Below are 18,943 nucleotides of genomic sequence, written 5' to 3' on the forward strand. Positions count from 1 at the left end.
GATAGGTTGTTGTAATTAATTAGATAAGATTAAAGGTAATAATATTATTACCGACAGTTTTCGCCCCCGACCTTTAGTAAGGTTCCTTTGCATAGTAAGGGATTATCTTAGGTATAAACTTGCAATTGTTACTCTGATAAAAACTAATCGAAAAAGACTAAAAACCTCTCCATGGGAGACTTATAACTTAACTCAATGTTATCCAATGATAACTCGGTAATGGCGTCCTGTTGTCTAAGAACAAAATGACAAATCCTGATTGCCCTCTTTACCATAAACTCTAGCAATTGCCTCTGATACTCATTAGTAATATCCAACCTCTCGAAAACAGTTGTAATTGCATTTCGATAGTCCTCTATGCAAGTTTCCTTAGATATTTTTTTACAATTTATTAGCCCCAGAACTAACACTTCTAACTTGTAATCAATCTGACGCAGTAAACTATGAGTTAATTGTTGCTCCAAGACAACATAGTAAGCAAATCTGCCTAACGTCCTTCTATCAGATTTAGGTTTATTGTTTCTATGATACTCTCTATCAACATCAACCAGAGAGACGATACTCCCCCCTTCTGAAAATAGGATCTCTGTACCTTGGGGACGTTTTATTCCTAACGTCTGTAAATCCAAAAAGTACACTGCTTTACATTTACCCAGGTAGTGATGACAAACTCCGGGAATATAATGCTTGATGGTTTCCATCTGCTTCAATTTCTTCACCATCGATTGAACTCTCTTTTCAGTGCACCCCATCCAATGAGCGATTTCGACAACACCGACGTTATCTACAGTCCCCACTCCATTTGATACCCCTACCAATATTGTAGCTAGCATCCTACAACCGGGAGCGAGAATGCTCTTACTACGAATTAGCTTTCTAATTCTGGATAAAGCTAAGGAGCTCAACTCCACCGAACTTTTTTCGATAAGGCTATCCAAAACCTGTTGTTCGATTTGATAACTCGATACTTGTCTTCCTCGCGATCGCTTATCATCGGTTTTAACATTCGGAACAATAACTCCCAAGTTCAGCAGTTGCTTTTTACTCTTCACAATCTGAGTTCTAGAGAAACCATAATCTTCAACCATATCTATTAGTCTCTTGCTGTAATTTTGTGTTGGTGACATGTCCCTACACATAAAAATAAGCAACATTTTGCTTTCAGCACTTAAACCTTTAATGCGTGAATAAACTATCTTTGCGTATATCAAACTATTTAAATCCATACTCAGGGGTATTATTTCCAGACTTTATTATAAATCTGGACTATGTACTGTGACTAAGTCCTCAGACATAACTACAACAAAGGCTGTACAATTCTCAAACAAAAAAAGCAAGAAATGTGTGGTTAGGAAATTGAAAATACTGAAAGACTTTAGCTTTAAAAATGAAAAGCATACCGCTTGGCTCACCCAATACTTAAAGAACTCCCGTGAAAAATCTAATCCGCGTCAACAAAATTTTTTTCAATTATTACCAATCTTTGAAGATGTAAATGGAGAGATATTTGAGCAATTTGTAAGCTCACTGCCGAAGGACGATGCCGAAGCAATGGTATTACTAAAGAGACTAAAAGCAGCTTGGACAAAACAACTAACTAGAAGTAAAGATAAGAGTAACGGTGCAACATATTACAACTTAGAGTTGACCTCACAGCTTAAAACAGAGTTAAAAAAATTAGCAGGAAAGAATAGCTACAAAGAAACAATAGAAGGCCTAATAACTAGTGCTTTTCAGGAAGAACAGAAAATACGAAAAAAGAAAAATCAAGAAGAAACTCTGACACTCCAAAACCTTAAAGCCATTGAGCTAAGTAACGAGCTAAAAGCGAAAAACCTTCAAATTATTGAACTGAACGACGAGTTGAAGTCGAAAAATGAAGAGGTTGTAAAACTACATACAGAGCTAGAAGCACTTAGGCTAACTTCTAATAAGCCAAGGAAGCCTAGCCACCCAGAGGATGACCTACCAGTTAAGCTGACACTATCTCGCCGTACCAGAGCTACTCTTTATGTGAATTCTAAAGAAAAAAGCAATTAGTAGAACTTAACTCTTCAGGATTGATATTTAGCAGTACCATTAGCAGTATTTAAATAATCAAATTAACTTTAAATCAAATGAAAACAAAGAGATAAAACACCAATTCAGATGACGCCAGCCCACCAAACGTTTGGAAAGGGCGATAAGTTACTGACTTATCGCCCTTTTTTTATTTTTGGATTCGATTATTTGGCTGTTTGTACTAAAACTTGGTACTAAACATGCGATATCTCACACAATCAAAAACAGGAATTTGGTATTTCCGATTTCAAATTCCAGCGATACAACGCCCCCTTTTTGGTGGACGTCGAGAAATAAAACGCTCTCTGCGTACCACAGTTCTTGAACAAGCAAAAATTACCGCCCTCGAGTTAGAGATAGAAACAAGAAAAATGCTTCTATCCCAGTCTCAAGAACCGATTATCAAAGCAAGCTCATACGACAAGCCTACGACGTCCTCAAAAAGAACGTTGAAGAAAGAACTCACTCCGTTCGAATTATTAGAACTCTATTGCACTTACAAGTCGGACTACGTCACCTCCAAGACATTAGAAGGACAAAAGGCGAAGTGTAGAATAGTGCTTGAGCTATTGAACAAGGTGAAGTTAAAGGATATCAGGAGAGCTGACGCAGAGCGCATTCGCTACCAACTCAAAAGCTTCCCTGCGAATTCGAAAAAGCTTCCCGAGTTCAAAGGGCTAACTAACTTACAGATCTTAAGTCTCAATCAAAAGGTAAAAAAACAGGGGCTCTCCGAATCCAGTATAAAAGACTATGTACAAAAGCTGTCCTCATTCTTTGAATGGTGCTTGCAGAATGAACATACTGACGTAAACCCATTCAAATCAATTAAGTTTAAGAAGACTCGCAAAGATAGTGACTCAAAGAATCATTACACAACTGAACAACTTCGAAAGATATTCAGTAACGACATCTTCACCAAAAAGATATTCAAGCACCACTACCAATATTGGTTGCCGTTACTCGCAATATACACTGGAGCTAGACTAAATGAGCTTTGCCAACTTTATACCGATGACATCGCCAGACTCGATGAAACATGGTGTATTCGGATTAGAGCAGTACACCCCGACCAACGACTTAAAAATCTAAACAGCGAAAGAGTTATCCCTATTCACAACGAACTTCTTCAACTAGGCTTCCTCGACTTTGTAAAAGCTCAAACACACGACCGATTATTCAGTGAGTTAACGCTCAAGCGTGACGGGTACGGAACAGTCGTTAGTAAGTGGTTTGGACGCTTTAAGTCAGACCTTGGCTTCAAGAAGGGACACGACTTTCACTCATTTAGACATACTTTTGCAACCTTCTTAAAGTGTGCCGATGTTAACGTTGTAGTCGCAGCCACAATCTTAGGTCATGGGAGTGGCTCAATTACCTATGACCACTATGGGAAACGACACACCCTGTCCAGATTAAATGAAGCAATCAACACAGTCCCCCAAATATCCCCCCAGACAAGTAGAACGATTTGGAATATAGGGGCGTAAATTAATTAAAAAGAGGAATAAAAAGAAAAACTGCCAGTTCGAGAAGCTGTTAGATTACGGTAAGAAATTATTCTTGTTAAAGCATAAACATCCACTTGTTATTACCAAATGCAACCAAGCTGTCAACACTAAAAAACATTATATTTCATACACTTAAAATAAAAAATCAATAGTGCATGAAAAAATATATTGGTTGATGGTGGCTCACTACCGAGACTAAAGTGTGCCCGAAGCTTACAGCAACAGGTAGTAACAATGAAAACATCATTCGTATCAAAGCAAGTCAAAACAGCCCTTTCAGTTCATGATTTGAAGAGTCAAATAGGATTCGCAAAGCTGCGTAGTGAGAAGGAAAAAGAAGAGCTCACACTAGCTCAAGAAATAAGCCAATTCCTAGAGCGGGAGAAAAAGAAGCACAAATCCAGAAAACACATGCGCTCACTCGAGTACAGTCTTGAACTACTCAAGGAGCTTAGCAATGCAGGGTCTATCAAAGACATCGACTTTCAATGTGCGGAAGATCTAACACAGGCATTATTTTTGTTTCCTGCACGTAGGAATCAACAGCCGAAATTAGAGAAACTTCAAGGATATGAAGCCATTGTGGCCACTCTAGAACACGGCTTAGATACTATCGAAAAGTCAACCGTCCTAGGTATCGTTCAACGTTGGTCTTCTTTCGGAAAGTATTGTGTCAAACGAGAGTTCACCAAAACCAATGTGTTCTCAGGTTTAATATCTAAATCAGAAGTGACTTATAACAAACGCCACCCATTCAGTGACGAACAACTAAGCAAAATTTTTGCTATGCAAGATTATGCTAACCACAAGTATCTGCATCCATATTACTACTGGATCCCACTTTTGCTTCGTTTCACTGGAGCTAGGTTAAATGAGCTATGTACGTTGTATACATCCAGTATTGTGAACGTCGACAGCATCCCTTGTTTAGTCATAAACGATACCTTAGAAGCTCAACGAATCAAAAACAGAAACTCTGTACGCTTGATACCAATACATCATCGGCTAATTGACTTGGGTTTTCTCAAGTTCGTTAATTCACTAGAAGACGGACTAATTTTCAAAGAATTAAAAGAGGTCAATGGTTACCTCTCCCATAATGTATCGAAATGGTTTAGTCGACGTCGTCAAAAACTAGAACTGAAGAAAGGGTTCGATTGTTACTCATTTCGTCATCGCTTTATCACTGAACTGCGAGAGAGGGACGTCTCCTTTCCTTGCATTATGAGTCTCGCAGGACACTTATCCAACGATGAAGAAAAAGATCTAGACCAATGGTTGAATTCGCATACAAATCGAAGCTATTCGCATCCAATGAGCCCAAGAGTAACTCAGCCAATCATCGAATCTATTGATTGCAGTCATACCAAGCACTTACGCCCTTTTTCTTAAATATCTAATTAACGTTACCGCCTAGCTACCTAGGCGGTTCTTAGTGCCACATTCTTATTCTTCGAATCAAGTTAACTTAAATATGTTAAATAAAATCATAAGCTTTTTCTTTACCCGAACTACAAATAACAATGAGGGCAGCGCTTCTGAAAGAAACGTAGCACCACCTCTACACAAAAATAAATTGGAACCACATTTATCTAATCAGAATGTCGTAAGAGAAACGAAAGATCGATCTACCCCCTCTACTTCAAATTCCCCTAAAAAGAAGGTCATCAATGACTCATCTCCTGAGTCAAAGAACATCACCCCCCACAAAGTATTGAGGTTTCTTAGAGGCTCACAAGGTTTTGACCGCTCTGTCACATGGTGTATTAACAACATCATTCCTGCGAGGTCTCTTGGTGCAATTGTTGCGCCTTCGTCATCGCTCAAATCATTCATTGCAATTGATCTAGCGTGCTCAATTTCAGCGGGAATGGATTGGTGTGGTAATAGTGTAACTCAGGGGGCGACACTATATGTCGCTGCCGAAGGGGCGTTAGGTGCTAGTCGTCGAATCCGAGGTTGGGAAATTAAAAATGATGTCGACGCAAAAAATTTGTTTGTACTAGATCATAGTATATTCCTAACTTCTCATGCTGATAAAAGTGCGTTAATCAGCATGATAACTTCCATAGAAAAAGAGAATAATGTGAAGTTTACATTGATCATATTAGATACTTTGGCTCGAAACTTCTCAGGCGATGAGAACACACAAAAAGATATGGGTGAGTTCATTAACGAATGTGACTCATTAAAATCAGAAATAGGCTGCTCGGTCTTATTAATTCACCATACAGGTAAAGATACTTCGAAGGGAGGTCGCGGCAGCTCTTCCCTTCGTGCCGCATGTGACTATGAATTTCAAATTCAGCGTATCCACAATACTCATTCAGCAAACTTCATCTGTACAAAACAAAAAGATGCTGAGGAGCATCCCCCTGTTGAGATTTGCTTAGAGACTATCAATTTAGGTATTTTCGATGACGAGGGGATAGAAATAACAACACTAGTAAAATCCTCCGACTCCATCGTAAAACAAACCACGAACAATGAACTAGCTAACCGAATGTTTCTCTTTATCGAAGAACAGCCTGATGGAAAAACTACAAGAAAGCAGATGAGGGAGCACCTTTACCCTTTGCAAGACAAGCTAGATGATAAAGAAAGAAAACAGTTACAAAGAGCCATCACTGAGCTTTTAAGGTCAGATAGAATTCGTATTGCTCAACAAGGAAAGCGAGCGGAAGACGGCGATGAGATTTCCGTACTATAAAAGCCTAACGTGACATGTGACAGACATATATGTCTGTCACATGTCACGTAAATATATAATCGCTCCTCGCGTTGAATTGAAAATTCAATTCGAGGGGGGATTCCCGCGATAGCGGAGCTCTTCTTAACTACGCCCCCACCCCCAAATTTGCGAACGTCAAAGTAGTCACCCAGTTTCTGTTGAAGTAAAATCTATGGCATATAAATTATTCTTAATTTAACCGTCCTAGAAGGTTTGCAATGTCATTAGGTTCTAAGTGGTACAAATTTGATTTCCATACACACACACCCGAGTCTGAAGATTACCGTGACTCTCGAGATATAACCCCAGAGCAGTGGCTCAAAGCAGCAATGGCTCGTGAAGTCGATTGTATCGCTATTACTGATCACAATTCAGGTAGATGGGTTGACGCCTTAAAAAGCGCTTATAGCGAGTTAGACACAAGTGTTGATTGGTATAGACCTTTAAATATTTTTCCGGGTGTAGAAATTACACTAGCTAACGGTGGAAATAGAATTCACCTTCTTGCAATCTTCGATCCTAACGTCAACCAAGACACCATCACTGCAGTTCTTGGTGGGTGCGGTATTACAAGTGGATTCGGCGACCCAGATACCACGTCCAGTTATAAATCAATTTCCGATGTTATCACTGTGGTAAATGACGCAGGTGGCATTGCGATCCCAGCACACGCTGACGGCGCTAAAGGTCTTTTGGAAAATACAACAACCTGCACACCAGATTTGAAAAGTATTCTAAATGAGATCATCGCGATTCAATATCTAGATAAGGATCATCGAACATCAACCTCTCTCGATATTGAGCTGCAACGGGCACTTTCAAATGTTGCGGTTGTACGAGGATCTGATGCTCATAAACTCGATGACATTGGGAAAGATGGAGGCTGCACTTGGGTCAAGTTAGGGGCTATAGATATAGAATCTCTGCGCCTTTCCCTTCAAGACTCTGAATTCAGTGTACTTAACCAATCTTCAAACCCTAACTCTCTCCCTAATGCTTACATCAATGATATTACTATCCAAGGGATGGCACATTGCGGTGCAAGAGGAGTACCACCAAAAATCGAGTTGCACCCTCACTTCAATACTATCATCGGTGGACGAGGTACTGGTAAATCAACCGTCATCGAATCTATGAGACTAGCTTTATCGCGTGAGCACGAACCTCAAGAAAACGACCTAAAATCAATCGCCGCTGAGATAGAGTCTTTCCATAAGGATGTTGTAAAGCCAGAAACTAGGGTAAGTCTGAGCTTTACACGTAATCAAACGAAGTACAAAAGCGAATGGTACCAAGGCACAGTTAGCAGTGTAGAGAAGCTGGACGAAAATGGTGCATGGAACAACGATGGAAATAATATTAGAGAACGATTCCCAGTAAACATATACAGTCAAAAGCAAATTCATGCCTTTGCAACAAACACTACAGGTTTGCTTGAAATCGTCGACAGAGACACCGATGTCAACGCTAGTGAGTGGAACACAAAGTTCCAAGAGCTAAAGTCGTCTTACGATGAAGTTTGTTTGTCTATCAGGACTATAAATACAAAACTAGAAAATGAACTGGAGATCAACTCAAAGCTTAAAGATCTAAATACTGACATTAGTCGTTTCGAAAAAAGCGGTGTCGCTTCTGTTTTTGAAGACTACCGCAACGCATTAACTATTGATAGAGCTCTTAAAGAACATACTGATACAACACCTTTAACAGTCCTACTAGATGAAATCGGTCAGTTATCATTCGATCAATTAGGTTTACCTGAAACAACTGATCCATTTACGCAAGACCACATCACCGAAGTGCAATCTTTCCACACATCTTATCTAGAAGAGATTCAAAAGGTATTATCCTCAGTCGTAACTTTGAAAACCGATCTAATAACGGCGAAGCAGAAGTACGAAGAGAACATACAGAAATCTAGTTGGAATACAAAAAACCAACAGGTGATTGATTCGTATAACGCAATTTTGGCGTCAACAGAAGACACAGCCGACGCTAACGCAGTAACTACACCAGAACAATATAAGGGCTGGGTGGCTGAACGAGACAAGCATCTTGTCTCAATCCAAAAATTCGAAGAGCTAAAAGAAGAACTGATAGAGCTTCAAGAGCAAAAATCAAAATTAATTGAAGATGCAATTGAGTTACGAGAAGAGCTTCATCGCAATCGTCAGAGATTTCTCGATCAAGTATTAGATGGCAACCAATATGTAAAAATGACGTTAAAGCCCTATATAAACAAGAGTCATTTAGAAGAGAAATTCCGAAATCTATTGGGCATAGATGCTGAAAAGTTCTCCAGCGCTATTTTTGACAGCGAAGGTCATACAGGCTTACTTTGCGCGATGATGGATATAGACTTATCGAAGAGTACACCTGACATACAAGCACTTGCGATAGAAGAGCTCAATAAAATAAAAGATGAAGTAATTACAATTGCTCAAGGGGGGACTTCATCAGTAAGTGGTGTCAATGGGCATTTTACAAACTACATCAAGAAAAAAGCAAAAGATAGCCCTACTTTCTTAGATGAAATCGAGTTCTGGTTACCTGATGACTTTTTAGATGTAAGGTTTGCGAGAAATATGGGGCAAGGAAGCACTCCTCGTTTCACAAGTATAACAAAGGGTTCTGCTGGGCAGAAATCTGCTGCTATCCTTGCTTTTCTTCTTAGCCACGGCGAAGCACCTATCATCGTTGATCAGCCCGAAGATGATTTAGACAATGCACTAATTTACAATCTTATTGTGAAACAAATACACGAAAATCGAACACGTAGACAGATAATCATGGTTACTCATAACCCGAATATCGTCGTTAACGGTGATGCGGATCTGGTAAACGTTCTCCATTTTTCTGGAGGTCAAGTCTCTTTGAAAGTTGGAGGAGGACTCTCCCTTGAAGAAGTGAGAAAAGAAGTTTGCGACATTATGGAGGGAGGACAAGAAGCCTTGAGGAAGCGTTACAAACGAATTTCTAGTGGCGACACAATCTAGTCCATTGGTGAGCTCAGAATTTGATATCGCACTAACAGTGGGGATCCATTATTAGTGCGATATTGATTAAGTCAGAGGAATCTGTATCTGTAAAAGCCTTGTCGACATTAGCTCTATAATCTCTTCTGCCATATCATCTAAGTCATCATAATATAGCTCCAAATCTAAAACGCCTTTGACCTTTAGAGGTGACTTCCTTCGTAGACTCAACGCTTCATAATCGTTACGAATAACTTTTTTCACCCACAGGTACTTAACGCTCGAGCTGTCTTCATCTTGCTTTGAAATAAACCCTCGATTCATACATTTTTCTAAAACTATTCCTTCTACCTCTTTCCTAATATTGCTTGCTGTATCTATCTGGATCGCTTTCGCTAGAGCGTCTGCAAGTTGGGTATGTTTATTTGTCATGGTATACGCTTTCTTTAAGCATACATATTTTTGCGTCAAGCAAAAATCGGGGGGAGTTAAGAGGGGCTCCCCTCTTACCAGTGGTACAAAGCGAAGCAATTGTCCTATCTGGAACTACAGGCTTCCACAAACATTGACTTACTATTTGTTTTACAAAGATCTACCCTTCAAGAAAACATGTTGAAAAACTGGACGGTGACAACGCAATCGGTAAAAAACGCTGCTTTCGGCGTCATGACTAGAGAAGTCTACTTAACTTCTACCACTCACAAAAATCATAAAGATACAGAGTGCATCATAGAACTCATAGGCTCCCAAAAAACCTCACAAAGAATAGCTCTAAAAGGAGAGCAGTTTAGAGCAAATCAAATTGCACATAGGAGACGGGGTAGGCCTCTTTCCAGTTACGCCGTTGAGTTTTGCCTTACTCTTCCTCGAGGTATACGTCCGAGTGTGGAACAATGGAAACTAGTCTTAAACGACTGCTGTAAAGCACTCTCTAAACAGTTAAACCTAAACGAGCAAGAGCTAGCTGAGTTTAAATATTTAGTTCGAGCCGTTCTTCATCAACAGCCTCAAATGGGTAAGCTAGGGGCTGGGGATCATGTTCATTTAATGATCGGCAAAGTTGTCGCCAACCGCATATTAAAAGATATACAAAGAAAGCAATCCACCAAACTAATCAAGACTTCCTTTAATGCCGCCATCCTCAAACACTGTTGCATAGATCATAAATTATATGAGCCTCACACACCTGCTCGTGGACGCCGCCTAGAAGAATGGCGATATCAACAACAAGAAGCCAAAAAAGCTCACCAAACAGTAAAGTTACTTAATACCCTACAAAGTCAGGTAGAGAAGTGGTTTACAGCAAGCATAGAAGAGAATCTAAGACAGAAACGCCGACAAGAAAATAGAATAAGAAAGTCCCTCACAGAGCTCAGGTGTCATCATTTATCCCCTCACCAGACCCAGTCAATTGAACGTCTGACAAGTACCCTCCCCTTTGCTAAATAATATACAACTGCTGTAGGTTCATCTCCCATATAGGGAGTTGAACTGGCGTCCAACATTTTCATTTAGTAGATTCTTTTCATAGCCTTACAATACCGGTAAAGTAGTGCCCTAAGACACGGTACTAAGGTACCTTTTCAACAACTTACAATTACAACTAAGTGATTGAATAGTATGGTTTTGGTGGTAACTCCCGCCAGCTCCACCAAACGTTTGGAAAGGGCCAACTCGAAAGAGTTGGCCCTTTTTTTATGTCTCATTTGAGGATGTCTTTTTACATTAGTGAACGTACGCACTATATGATTAGATTTTGTGCATTTCCTCTAAGCCACTCTTTATGCTCTTTATAGTCGGGCATGACTCGTTCAACTTCTTTCCAGAACTGTGGCGAATGGTCATGGTGGATTAGATGACAAAGCTCATGCACCACTACGTAATCAACAACCCTGTTGGGAGCCATGACAATCACCCAGTTAAATTCTAAATCACCGTAAGGGGTACAACTGCCCCATCTGCTCTTAAACTCTTTAGTACGAACAACTCCCGTTTCAACGCCCACCAACGATTCGTAACGCCTTACCTTCTCTCGAATCTTCTTATCAGCATGGCTGCTTATACCAATTCGTTAAAGCTCGGCGAATATAGTGCGTTTGTGTGGATGGGTCGGGAACGGTGACCGTAATACGTCCATTAAGTAGTTTTGTAGGCTTTAAGTCGCCTTTAAGCACTTTTAAGCACTTTTAAGCACTTTTAAGCGATAATTCCGCCCTAAGTATGGCAATGACTAACCTGACACATACTCTCGCATTGTCGTAGGGCTGGTGGGGCAATGAAAGAGTGCAAACACAACAAATCATCGATGCAATCCATGATTTGCATAACATTTCATATTAATATCTATTTTTTATGCAATTAAACACCCGTGATGTATGTAAAATATCTATTACGTAAACAAATCATGAGCAGAGCACTATCAACAACGATACCCCGAAGCCCAAATTGGCTACGCCCTCTTTAAAACACTATTTACAGCAGGCTGATTGGACATTAAGTCGCTTGCTAGGATTTATTTTAAAAGCGTTAATTTACATTTTCCTCGTCAGTATGAGTATTGCAGTCATCAGTTTTGAATTACTCAATATTTTTGAATATCAAGATGGGTTCTCTGATGTATCAACCATCGAGATTATCTTTTTTATCTCATTTCTTGTGTTGCTAAAACGCTATTGGGTATATACAAAAAAAACCTCACTTCGCTGGTGGCATATCATTAGCACCCCGTTTTTATGGCACGGAAAATTCATTACGGCTGCGTTACTTTGTGCCAGTACGATTGTTTTTATTGACCTATTCGAAGGTACCGAGCACTTTAAAAACCTGTTATTGCTAGAGCAAAGTTACGACCAAATATTTTCTTTCAGCATTATATTACTGTGCTTGTATATTGCAGTTCCAAGCCAGGATCTGATTCTAAACCTAGGCTCAGACACCCCATTAGAAACCCCAAATAACGACAACGATACTAAACAAGAACAAACGGACGCTGAGGTAACAAATGCTCAATAAAAAACACGCCATGCTTGCTATTGCACTAGCGATCTTACCAATGGTTTCCAATGCTAAAAAACTCTCTCTGGTCGATAGCTGTGTTGAACTTATCAATATTTATGACTCCAAAAGTTCGAAACGATTGTTAGCGGCACAAACCACATCGCTATCAGAAAGTTTACGTGCAGGATACTGCTTGGGAGTGATTGACCAATATGAAAAGTCCGAATATGGCTGCCGTTCAGATTGGTATGAGCGAGCACAGTTTATTGCACGCGAGTCATTAAAAGATAAGCCGTTGCCAGAGCGAAAACTATTGGAGCTATCGTGTGAAATCTAACGATAGCTACACCTCAACCGATAGCTACATCTCAACGCCTGATGCAATTAAGAAGCTATTTAACATAAAGTTAGCCGAACATAAATCATTCAAAGATTTGGTGTACCCACTAGTAAGAAGCAAAGGTTTCTTTGAGGTTAAAAAAGAGCCTATGGCGCTGGGCTCAACAAAGAACAACTTGCTCATTGCAAGTAATAGCCTAACCAAACTCCATAATGCCGTTTTGCTACAAGGGTTCTTTGCTGATAGTAAACGAGTCAAAGAGATCTTTTCTCATTCTAAAAAACGCATAGAAGCGGCGGACTTTTTAGAAACAGTCGTCATGGGTAGACAATCTATTCTCGCAGTTGGCATTCAAACGACTACGCTGTCAGAGCTGATCGTAAAATTAAAATCAGAACACATCGACCTGAGTAAGGAAAAGTTACCAAAACCTTTTCAAGAGTTACCGCAACTTTCTCTCAATGGCGTAACCAGTGTAATGCAGACTCTATTGGCTCAAAGCGCCTTGCTGACACAAGGTGAATCAATGATCATGCACTTTTTCAATCAGGATATAGAAAAAGCCTACCTTGCAGCATGCTCTCTAGGAAATACAACTCCTGCGCTGGCTCAATACCAAACCCTTATCAAGCAGAAATACCTCGAAGCCGTCGAGTTCGATGACCTATTAAATAATTTATTAAATTAGTTGTTGCGAGTGCAGTGCACTCAATCATTCTTGCTATCAGTTCATCAGGGAGAGCAAGAATGACTTCAACTAAACAGCTTATTGATACATTCCAATCTCAACTTCCTCCATGCTATGCAGAGCGAGCTTTCAGTATTGAAGCCCAACTCCGAGCTGGAGCTTTATACCCAAATTTAGGGGGTAAAAAGATCCGCTCTTGTCCGACCTATATTAGGTTTAAGTTGGGTAGAGGGTTCCGGTTTGTTTGGCGTGTTGCTCCTGATGGGCTTTATCCCAAAGCAATCACAACTAGGCAAGGATTTGAGCGAATCATTAAACAAATCCGCAAGGCTAGTTATTAAACAAGGAAATTGACAATGGCTAAGAAAATCACACCAGCAGACAATGCAGCAAACATCCCTAATGCCAACAAGGGAACAAGCGGCACTAACCGTCAGTATGATCAGAACAAAGGCAACCGCGGTAAACAACTAAACCCTAATCAACAAGGGAAGAAATAATATGCCAAACTCAAGTGATATGTCTCAAGACGAGCTCGATGTATGGTCAGATATCAACAACCCAAACAACGATGCTGATATGGATGATTGGTCTGATGCACATAACCCAAATAATGATGATTATTTAGGTGATGACTAAGTAATAAGCGGCTCTCTAAGGAGCCGCTTTTTTTAACTTGTTCACAAGGCATTGATGGTTAGCCGTTTAGGCTCTCAATAAAAAACCACACATCCTATTGTTGAAATGTGTGGCCATTTGGAACTGCTTTACTGCGAACTAAAGCTGGTTTAGGTGTTACTCCATATCACCTAACAAGTAATCTTCATCACTGCTCACTACTGCGCCGTGCTTTAAGAAGTTCTTACCTAAGATCATGCTGTATTCAAAGCGAGAGCGATCTTGAAGGTTTACCCTCACCTCTTTCTCTAGGTCTCCGAGCTTAACCTTCATTTCTACTACAGGACGAATGTTCACCTTCTCGCCTTTCTTGGCTTTGATGCGCATTACATCAATCACTGGCTTGGTGAAATCTTGCTTATCGCCTTGGTTGTTTTGATAGGTAAAACTCACCATGTCTTGGCCGTCTTTCTTAAATCGTTTGATGTTGACTGCGTTCATTGAGCTCACATCCGCGCCAGTATCCAACTTGGCTGGGAACTTCATGCCGTTGACTTCAACAACTTCAATGTGTCCTACTTTAAACAGCGGCTCAGCTTTCAAAAGATAGTCAGAGCGAGTGTTCACATACACACCGTCTTTTGCCATCTTCTTGCCTAAAATAAAGTACGCTTCTTTCTCATTCGTATTGAGCACATCGATGGCAAACTCTTGCGTACGAACGTTTCCAGAGACCGCAAACTCACCACTCACTACCGGACGAGTATCATCACCGACTTTAAGCTTCTTAATAATTGGCTTGGTCACCTTCTGCTTCTCACCGTTTACATCCGTAAGGTAAAATTCAACGGAGGCATCTTTGCCTTTACCTGTCATTTCAAAACTGTCGACCTTTAACAAAGGCGTGTTGACAGTGAATGAGGCAACGGCCTTTAGAGGGAAGTCATCAAGGGTGATGTCCTCTTCTGGAGAAATAACCAAAGGTTCACTCTTTTTAGCAACATCACTAAAGCTCTCTGAACCTTCAGAAAGAATATTTTCTGCATTGGTGTCAATCATGAAAAGTTCACTGGCTGTACTGGTACCAAATCTCAACTGCGACTCACTATTCGAGCGCTCACGTAGGTACACCAGAACGTCTTTAGTTGTGTTTTCATCGAGTTGAACCGGCACATACACCAAAGGTCTTTTCTTACCACTCACGCTTAACATACGAACTAATGGCAGTGTCATCTCTTTCTGCTTGCCATCGTTGTCGAACACATCAAACGTCACTTCACTGTTCTTTTTATCTACATCGATGTCTTTTGCATGAAGGATGCTGTAGCGATTTTTTAATGAGAAGGTCGCGTTCATCGCCATTCCCGAGATAGACACCACCTCTTTTCGGCCAACAACCGTCGCGTTTTCCTGCTCTTGCAAGTAGTCATAGCCCGCAAACACTAAAGCGTTGTCAGCAAGGAAGGTTTTACCAATCAGCACTGGCGCAGAGAAATGGCTTCTGTCGGTCAGGTTAACGTCGGTTTTTAGCTCTTGGTCTGCAATGGTGAGCGACATTTTTACGGTAGGACGAAGCAAAGGCGTGCTGCTGGTGCGGCTTCGTATCATGCTGACACGCTCTAAAGGCGCTTCGATTAATACCATATCTCCCGTACGTGGGTTTTGAACCTTAAAAGACACCACAGCTTCATATTTCGCAAAGGTACTGCCATCCCAATCATCGTAATCAACATCGGAATTATTCAACAAGTCTTCGGTTAACGCCGCCATCAACTCTTTGTCTTTAAGATTCTTGTAATCGGCATTCGTGCTCTTCACATGAATGTCTTCCGCATGCATAGAAGTGGTTTCTGCACCGGTATCAATTTTACCAATGAAAGGAACGTCTTTAAGCCCTTGAACGCTAGAGAGGTACACATTCTCTGTACGGCCTAATACCGCCTTACCATCGAGTTCGTAAGTCGGGTTTTGAGTGGTAGGTGAAGTATCAGTAGCCAAAGTATATTGTGAAAAAAGTAGAGTGCTTAAAAGAGTTAGAGCCAAAGGTATCTTTTTCATTAGTTGGTCCGTTGTGATCAGTTCACTAATAATACTGGCGATTCGGTAAAGAGTTCCCCCACCAGTAATGGTTCTCACAAAACGTTAACGCTATGAGTTTTTCAATGACAAACCGATGACTTTGCGCTGCATTCACTTATCGATTATTGACTAATGGATACCCAATAACCTTTTCAATGCTCGGTGTTCTATTGGAGAAATGAATACAAAAAAGGCCAACGACGAGCGCTGACCTTAGCTATTCAAAACACACCTGAAGCGAGTTTAACTTGCTAAAACACAAACGGTTCTAGATAAACATAGCACTAAAAAGTCCCGACTGTTTTCTTTGCACAGATAGCCCGAGCTTTTTCTGCGTCCTCACCTTTATTTTTGAGATAGCACTGTCGATAAGATTCGACGTAACGCTCAAATAACACCTTGGCTTCAGGTTTTGGTTTAAAGAGCAGTTGATTGACGAACTTTCTTGAGCCGACCTCAAAATGTTGAGTATCGATGGGGCTATTCCAATCCCCTCCCCAGATCATAAATCCGTGATGGGCAAACAGCGCCACTACATCTTCTGCCATGCCGCTGCGTTCTATTTCATCACGCGCACGAAAGCGAGTACGGTTCACATAACTTGTCGCAGATTATGAAGGCTTTACCGTTATTTTTCCGTTGCTATCGAACTCTAAGAAAGGGTTTTGAACTGGGTTGATGTCGATTGCCACACCATAGGCATGCTTCGACCAACCTCCTCCGCCTGTAATAGGACGAGCGTTAAACGCACTGCTGTTGTTCGCGTCCATTGAGGCGTTATCGTCACCTCTGAATTCACGCATTAAGCGAGCAGAATGAAGAGGGAAATTGCGCTGTTTAAGCTCTGAAAAGATTTGTTCAACAGCAGGCGCAATAACATCAAGCACGATCATATTGCCCTGTTGCATTTCCCCTTTGAAATTAATGAAATCGAAATCCACCTTAGATAGTCGCTCACAACCAACAGGCGCGCCACTACTCAAGACATTGTTCTTTTTCATCGTGTCGCATTGCCATTGAGATATAGGGGCAACTTGGGCATAAGTCGCAGCACTGAGCACAATGGCCAGCCAGCCGACAATAAAACGTTTCATATCAAAGACTCAAAAATAGTAAGAGTGAAAAGTAGCAGAAGTTGGAAAATAGCATATTAAGCCAAGTTGAGCGCACGCTTTGTTAGCGCGCTTTACTCCAATAGACAATCTCTCGAACTCGTCCGTTCTGGTCGACATCCGCTTCTCCACCAACATCAGAAGGCTCAGGTAAGGTCGATAATTGCGGAGCGTAATAGGCAACCAACATCAGTACGAACGCATCGTAAATATCGTCTATCGCGACGTCTTTACGCTTGGTATTTGAAATGGCCAACGACAAGCGGTCACACCATTGAGGGGCGAGTTGCTGAATAATAGAAAGCCGTTCCTCTTTACCTTCTTGAGTTCTTTTAGAAAACGTCAATGGTTCGCCTTTCAAAGCTGCAAACACGACCTCTGGATGTGATTCCCTGATAGAAAGATTGGGATGAGTTTCAATGAACTCATCAAGCTCGCGGATCTTAGGCACAATTCCCCAAGTCTGTTTAGAAAACTTCTTGTCAAGCTGCTCCACATTAGCATCACACGCTGCGATGTAATCGGTTTGGTAAACCGCCTCACGACACGGAACAGGAAAAACGGAAGAGCCACGCTTGTTGGTTAGAAAGCGCCTTGCTGCTTTATCGCATAACCTATCTGGAGTGAGCGAGTCACTAAAGCCAATCGGCATATCGATTAACGTCGTCGAACCTGTAAGTTCATCGACCAACTCATCGAGCGTGTTGACCACTTTGAACGTAGGGATCTCGTTGTTAGAGACAATCCAAGCGATCCAACCCGCCTTGCAGCCATCAATTCCGATGTATTTCATTGTGTTCTCAAATTACGTGCTCATGTTATTTACGTACTGTCGCTAACTATCGGCTTTGAATCAACTTAACTCCGGTATATATGCCCACAATGATACTCAACACAGAAAAAACACCCGCCAACGACAGCACTGGCATCGCCACTAACAGCTGAGTATCGTTCCCGCCACCTGCCATTACGGCTCCAAAGCCCATAAGCACACCAGCAACCAAGTGTTTACCCAATCGACGTATCGGACTCAACCTCAAAGAAAAAGACCCAGTAAACAACGCGGCGCTGACCATTCCAACTAACAGAGAGATCATCAATATAAAGCGCTCACTGCTTGGCCAATCTTCGGCTTTGCCGTGCCAAAGAGAAGTCCCCATAGATTTCAACAATCCACTTGGCGTCCAGTGTGGCTCATACAAGAAAACAAAGCCTGCCATTAACCCAATCCCCAACATTGAGAACCATAACTTGCGATTTACCGCATTCATGAAGTAGCAACTCACCACAATAATGAACGAAATGCCCCCAAGGAATGCATATCGGGAAAAATCAGATAAAACCAACCGAGAACCTTTTAACTCCGTCGGTAAAGCTGGAGCAAACAACAACCAAGCAACGAACCACCCTAATATGGTCGCCAACATAACCACTTCGCCACGAGCTAAACGACTCACCGTAGAGACGCCGCAACCACTATTAATTGCCGCGCCAATACCAAACAGAAAACCACCAAACAGAGAAAACAGACTCGGCCAAAACGCAGAAGATAACGCTCGTCCTTCCACTGCCGATCCTAATGCCATAAACACCCAAGCCAATGAGCCACTAAACACAATCGCGACAATCAACATTGGTGATCCGCTTGTCGCCTCTTTAACGCCCCGAACCATGCAAAGGCCGGTAGTTTGGGCAAGATATCCCAACAAGAAGATGCAGAGCAAAGCGAGAATAAACAACATACATGGCCTCCGAATTACGTTGATTTTATTATTGTCGTTGGTTAAATATAGTCAGAAGACCCAATAACAGCGTGCAAGGACAAGCCCGA

General features: G+C 41.2%; 18 protein-coding genes and 1 pseudogene. 12 read left to right on the top strand and 7 right to left on the bottom strand.

What is annotated here, in order from left to right:
* Positions 1-143: 143 nt before the first annotated feature.
* Positions 144-1,226: a hypothetical protein gene (locus AACT19_RS00530; RefSeq protein ID WP_076644781.1), complete on the bottom strand. Its 1,083-nt coding sequence runs from the start codon at positions 1,224-1,226 to the stop codon at positions 144-146.
* Positions 1,227-1,356: 130 nt separating this feature from the next.
* Between AACT19_RS00530 and AACT19_RS00535 the strand changes: the two genes are divergently transcribed.
* The 5 genes from AACT19_RS00535 to AACT19_RS00555 all read left to right on the top strand — a co-directional run bounded on the left by AACT19_RS00535 (position 1,357) and on the right by AACT19_RS00555 (position 9,299).
* A complete protein-coding gene (locus AACT19_RS00535) occupies positions 1,357-2,040 on the top strand; it encodes a hypothetical protein (RefSeq protein WP_131825214.1) in 684 nt (227 codons plus the stop codon).
* A 221-nt stretch (positions 2,041-2,261) separates the two neighbouring features.
* Entirely contained in the window at positions 2,262-3,551 is a 1,290-nt protein-coding gene (locus AACT19_RS00540; RefSeq protein ID WP_076644783.1) for a tyrosine-type recombinase/integrase, read from the top strand.
* Positions 3,552-3,806: 255 nt separating this feature from the next.
* Positions 3,807-4,964, top strand: coding sequence for a site-specific integrase (locus tag AACT19_RS00545; protein WP_076644784.1), 1,158 nt, complete (start codon positions 3,807-3,809; stop codon positions 4,962-4,964).
* A gap of 82 nt (positions 4,965-5,046) precedes the next feature.
* Entirely contained in the window at positions 5,047-6,282 is a 1,236-nt protein-coding gene (locus tag AACT19_RS00550; RefSeq protein ID WP_076644785.1) for a helicase RepA family protein, read from the top strand.
* 239 nt (positions 6,283-6,521) lie between these two features.
* On the top strand, positions 6,522-9,299 hold the full coding sequence (locus tag AACT19_RS00555) for a TrlF family AAA-like ATPase (RefSeq protein WP_076644786.1): 2,778 nt from the start codon (positions 6,522-6,524) through the stop codon (positions 9,297-9,299).
* Positions 9,300-9,365: 66 nt separating this feature from the next.
* Here the strand turns inward: AACT19_RS00555 and AACT19_RS00560 are convergent, their stop codons facing one another.
* Complete coding sequence (locus AACT19_RS00560; RefSeq protein WP_076644787.1) at positions 9,366-9,710, bottom strand: hypothetical protein; 345 nt, start codon at positions 9,708-9,710, stop codon at positions 9,366-9,368.
* Between the two features lie 177 nt (positions 9,711-9,887).
* On the opposite strand from AACT19_RS00560, the gene AACT19_RS00565 reads away from it, so the two are divergent.
* Positions 9,888-10,727: a hypothetical protein gene (locus AACT19_RS00565; protein WP_076644788.1), complete on the top strand. Its 840-nt coding sequence runs from the start codon at positions 9,888-9,890 to the stop codon at positions 10,725-10,727.
* A 292-nt stretch (positions 10,728-11,019) separates the two neighbouring features.
* On the opposite strand, the gene AACT19_RS00570 is transcribed toward AACT19_RS00565, so the two are convergent.
* A complete protein-coding gene (locus AACT19_RS00570) occupies positions 11,020-11,346 on the bottom strand; it encodes a M48 metallopeptidase family protein (RefSeq protein ID WP_339373535.1) in 327 nt (108 codons plus the stop codon).
* Between the two features lie 482 nt (positions 11,347-11,828).
* Between AACT19_RS00570 and AACT19_RS00575 the strand changes: the two genes are divergently transcribed.
* The 6 genes from AACT19_RS00575 to AACT19_RS00600 are packed head-to-tail and all read left to right on the top strand — an operon-like array spanning position 11,829 to position 13,942.
* On the top strand, positions 11,829-12,290 hold the full coding sequence (locus tag AACT19_RS00575) for a hypothetical protein (RefSeq protein WP_083717859.1): 462 nt from the start codon (positions 11,829-11,831) through the stop codon (positions 12,288-12,290).
* Positions 12,280-12,612 carry a hypothetical protein gene (locus tag AACT19_RS00580; protein ID WP_054542203.1) on the top strand — a complete coding sequence of 111 codons (333 nt, stop codon included), beginning with the start codon at positions 12,280-12,282 and terminating at the stop codon, positions 12,610-12,612. Before AACT19_RS00575 ends, AACT19_RS00580 begins: the two co-directional genes overlap by 11 nt.
* Complete coding sequence (locus AACT19_RS00585; protein WP_076644790.1) at positions 12,602-13,303, top strand: hypothetical protein; 702 nt, start codon at positions 12,602-12,604, stop codon at positions 13,301-13,303. Before AACT19_RS00580 ends, AACT19_RS00585 begins: the two co-directional genes overlap by 11 nt.
* A gap of 59 nt (positions 13,304-13,362) precedes the next feature.
* Positions 13,363-13,644 carry a ParE family toxin-like protein gene (locus tag AACT19_RS00590; RefSeq protein WP_065682674.1) on the top strand — a complete coding sequence of 94 codons (282 nt, stop codon included), beginning with the start codon at positions 13,363-13,365 and terminating at the stop codon, positions 13,642-13,644.
* Between the two features lie 15 nt (positions 13,645-13,659).
* A complete protein-coding gene (locus AACT19_RS00595) occupies positions 13,660-13,803 on the top strand; it encodes a hypothetical protein (protein ID WP_165689831.1) in 144 nt (47 codons plus the stop codon).
* Position 13,804: 1 nt separating this feature from the next.
* Complete coding sequence (locus AACT19_RS00600; protein ID WP_165689832.1) at positions 13,805-13,942, top strand: hypothetical protein; 138 nt, start codon at positions 13,805-13,807, stop codon at positions 13,940-13,942.
* 156 nt (positions 13,943-14,098) lie between these two features.
* Here AACT19_RS00600 and AACT19_RS00605 read toward each other — a convergent pair whose 3' ends face one another.
* The 4 genes and pseudogenes from AACT19_RS00605 to AACT19_RS00620 all read right to left on the bottom strand — a co-directional run bounded on the left by AACT19_RS00605 (position 14,099) and on the right by AACT19_RS00620 (position 18,785).
* Positions 14,099-15,979: an ATP-dependent zinc protease family protein gene (locus tag AACT19_RS00605; RefSeq protein ID WP_076644791.1), complete on the bottom strand. Its 1,881-nt coding sequence runs from the start codon at positions 15,977-15,979 to the stop codon at positions 14,099-14,101.
* A gap of 305 nt (positions 15,980-16,284) precedes the next feature.
* Positions 16,285-17,094 (bottom strand): annotated as a pseudogene (locus AACT19_RS00610) (M15 family metallopeptidase).
* Positions 17,095-17,176: 82 nt separating this feature from the next.
* Positions 17,177-17,905, bottom strand: a complete 729-nt coding sequence (locus tag AACT19_RS00615) for a DUF429 domain-containing protein (protein ID WP_076644792.1) — start codon at positions 17,903-17,905, stop codon at positions 17,177-17,179.
* Between the two features lie 46 nt (positions 17,906-17,951).
* Positions 17,952-18,785: a YeeE/YedE thiosulfate transporter family protein gene (locus AACT19_RS00620; protein ID WP_371690344.1), complete on the bottom strand. Its 834-nt coding sequence runs from the start codon at positions 18,783-18,785 to the stop codon at positions 17,952-17,954.
* Positions 18,786-18,943: the final 158 nt, after the last annotated feature.

This window comes from Vibrio sp. 10N.222.47.A9 (assembly GCF_963872585.1).
In the GTDB taxonomy this organism is placed as follows: domain Bacteria; phylum Pseudomonadota; class Gammaproteobacteria; order Enterobacterales; family Vibrionaceae; genus Vibrio; species Vibrio splendidus.

Bases quoted from the DNA above. Each gene is read 5' to 3' on its own strand.
- AACT19_RS00530 (WP_076644781.1), bottom strand. From the start codon at position 1,226: ATGGATTTAAATAGTTTGATATACGCAAAGATAGTTTATTCACGCATT.
- AACT19_RS00540 (WP_076644783.1), top strand. From the start codon at position 2,262: ATGCGATATCTCACACAATCAAAAACAGGAATTTGGTATTTCCGATTT.
- AACT19_RS00545 (WP_076644784.1), top strand. From the start codon at position 3,807: ATGAAAACATCATTCGTATCAAAGCAAGTCAAAACAGCCCTTTCAGTT.
- AACT19_RS00550 (WP_076644785.1), top strand. From the start codon at position 5,047: ATGTTAAATAAAATCATAAGCTTTTTCTTTACCCGAACTACAAATAAC.
- AACT19_RS00555 (WP_076644786.1), top strand. From the start codon at position 6,522: ATGTCATTAGGTTCTAAGTGGTACAAATTTGATTTCCATACACACACA.
- AACT19_RS00560 (WP_076644787.1), bottom strand. From the start codon at position 9,710: ATGACAAATAAACATACCCAACTTGCAGACGCTCTAGCGAAAGCGATC.
- AACT19_RS00565 (WP_076644788.1), top strand. From the start codon at position 9,888: ATGTTGAAAAACTGGACGGTGACAACGCAATCGGTAAAAAACGCTGCT.
- AACT19_RS00575 (WP_083717859.1), top strand. From the start codon at position 11,829: ATGAGTATTGCAGTCATCAGTTTTGAATTACTCAATATTTTTGAATAT.
- AACT19_RS00580 (WP_054542203.1), top strand. From the start codon at position 12,280: ATGCTCAATAAAAAACACGCCATGCTTGCTATTGCACTAGCGATCTTA.
- AACT19_RS00590 (WP_065682674.1), top strand. From the start codon at position 13,363: ATGACTTCAACTAAACAGCTTATTGATACATTCCAATCTCAACTTCCT.
- AACT19_RS00595 (WP_165689831.1), top strand. From the start codon at position 13,660: ATGGCTAAGAAAATCACACCAGCAGACAATGCAGCAAACATCCCTAAT.
- AACT19_RS00600 (WP_165689832.1), top strand. From the start codon at position 13,805: ATGCCAAACTCAAGTGATATGTCTCAAGACGAGCTCGATGTATGGTCA.
- AACT19_RS00605 (WP_076644791.1), bottom strand. From the start codon at position 15,979: ATGAAAAAGATACCTTTGGCTCTAACTCTTTTAAGCACTCTACTTTTT.
- AACT19_RS00615 (WP_076644792.1), bottom strand. From the start codon at position 17,905: ATGAAATACATCGGAATTGATGGCTGCAAGGCGGGTTGGATCGCTTGG.
- AACT19_RS00620 (WP_371690344.1), bottom strand. From the start codon at position 18,785: ATGGTTCGGGGCGTTAAAGAGGCGACAAGCGGATCACCAATGTTGATT.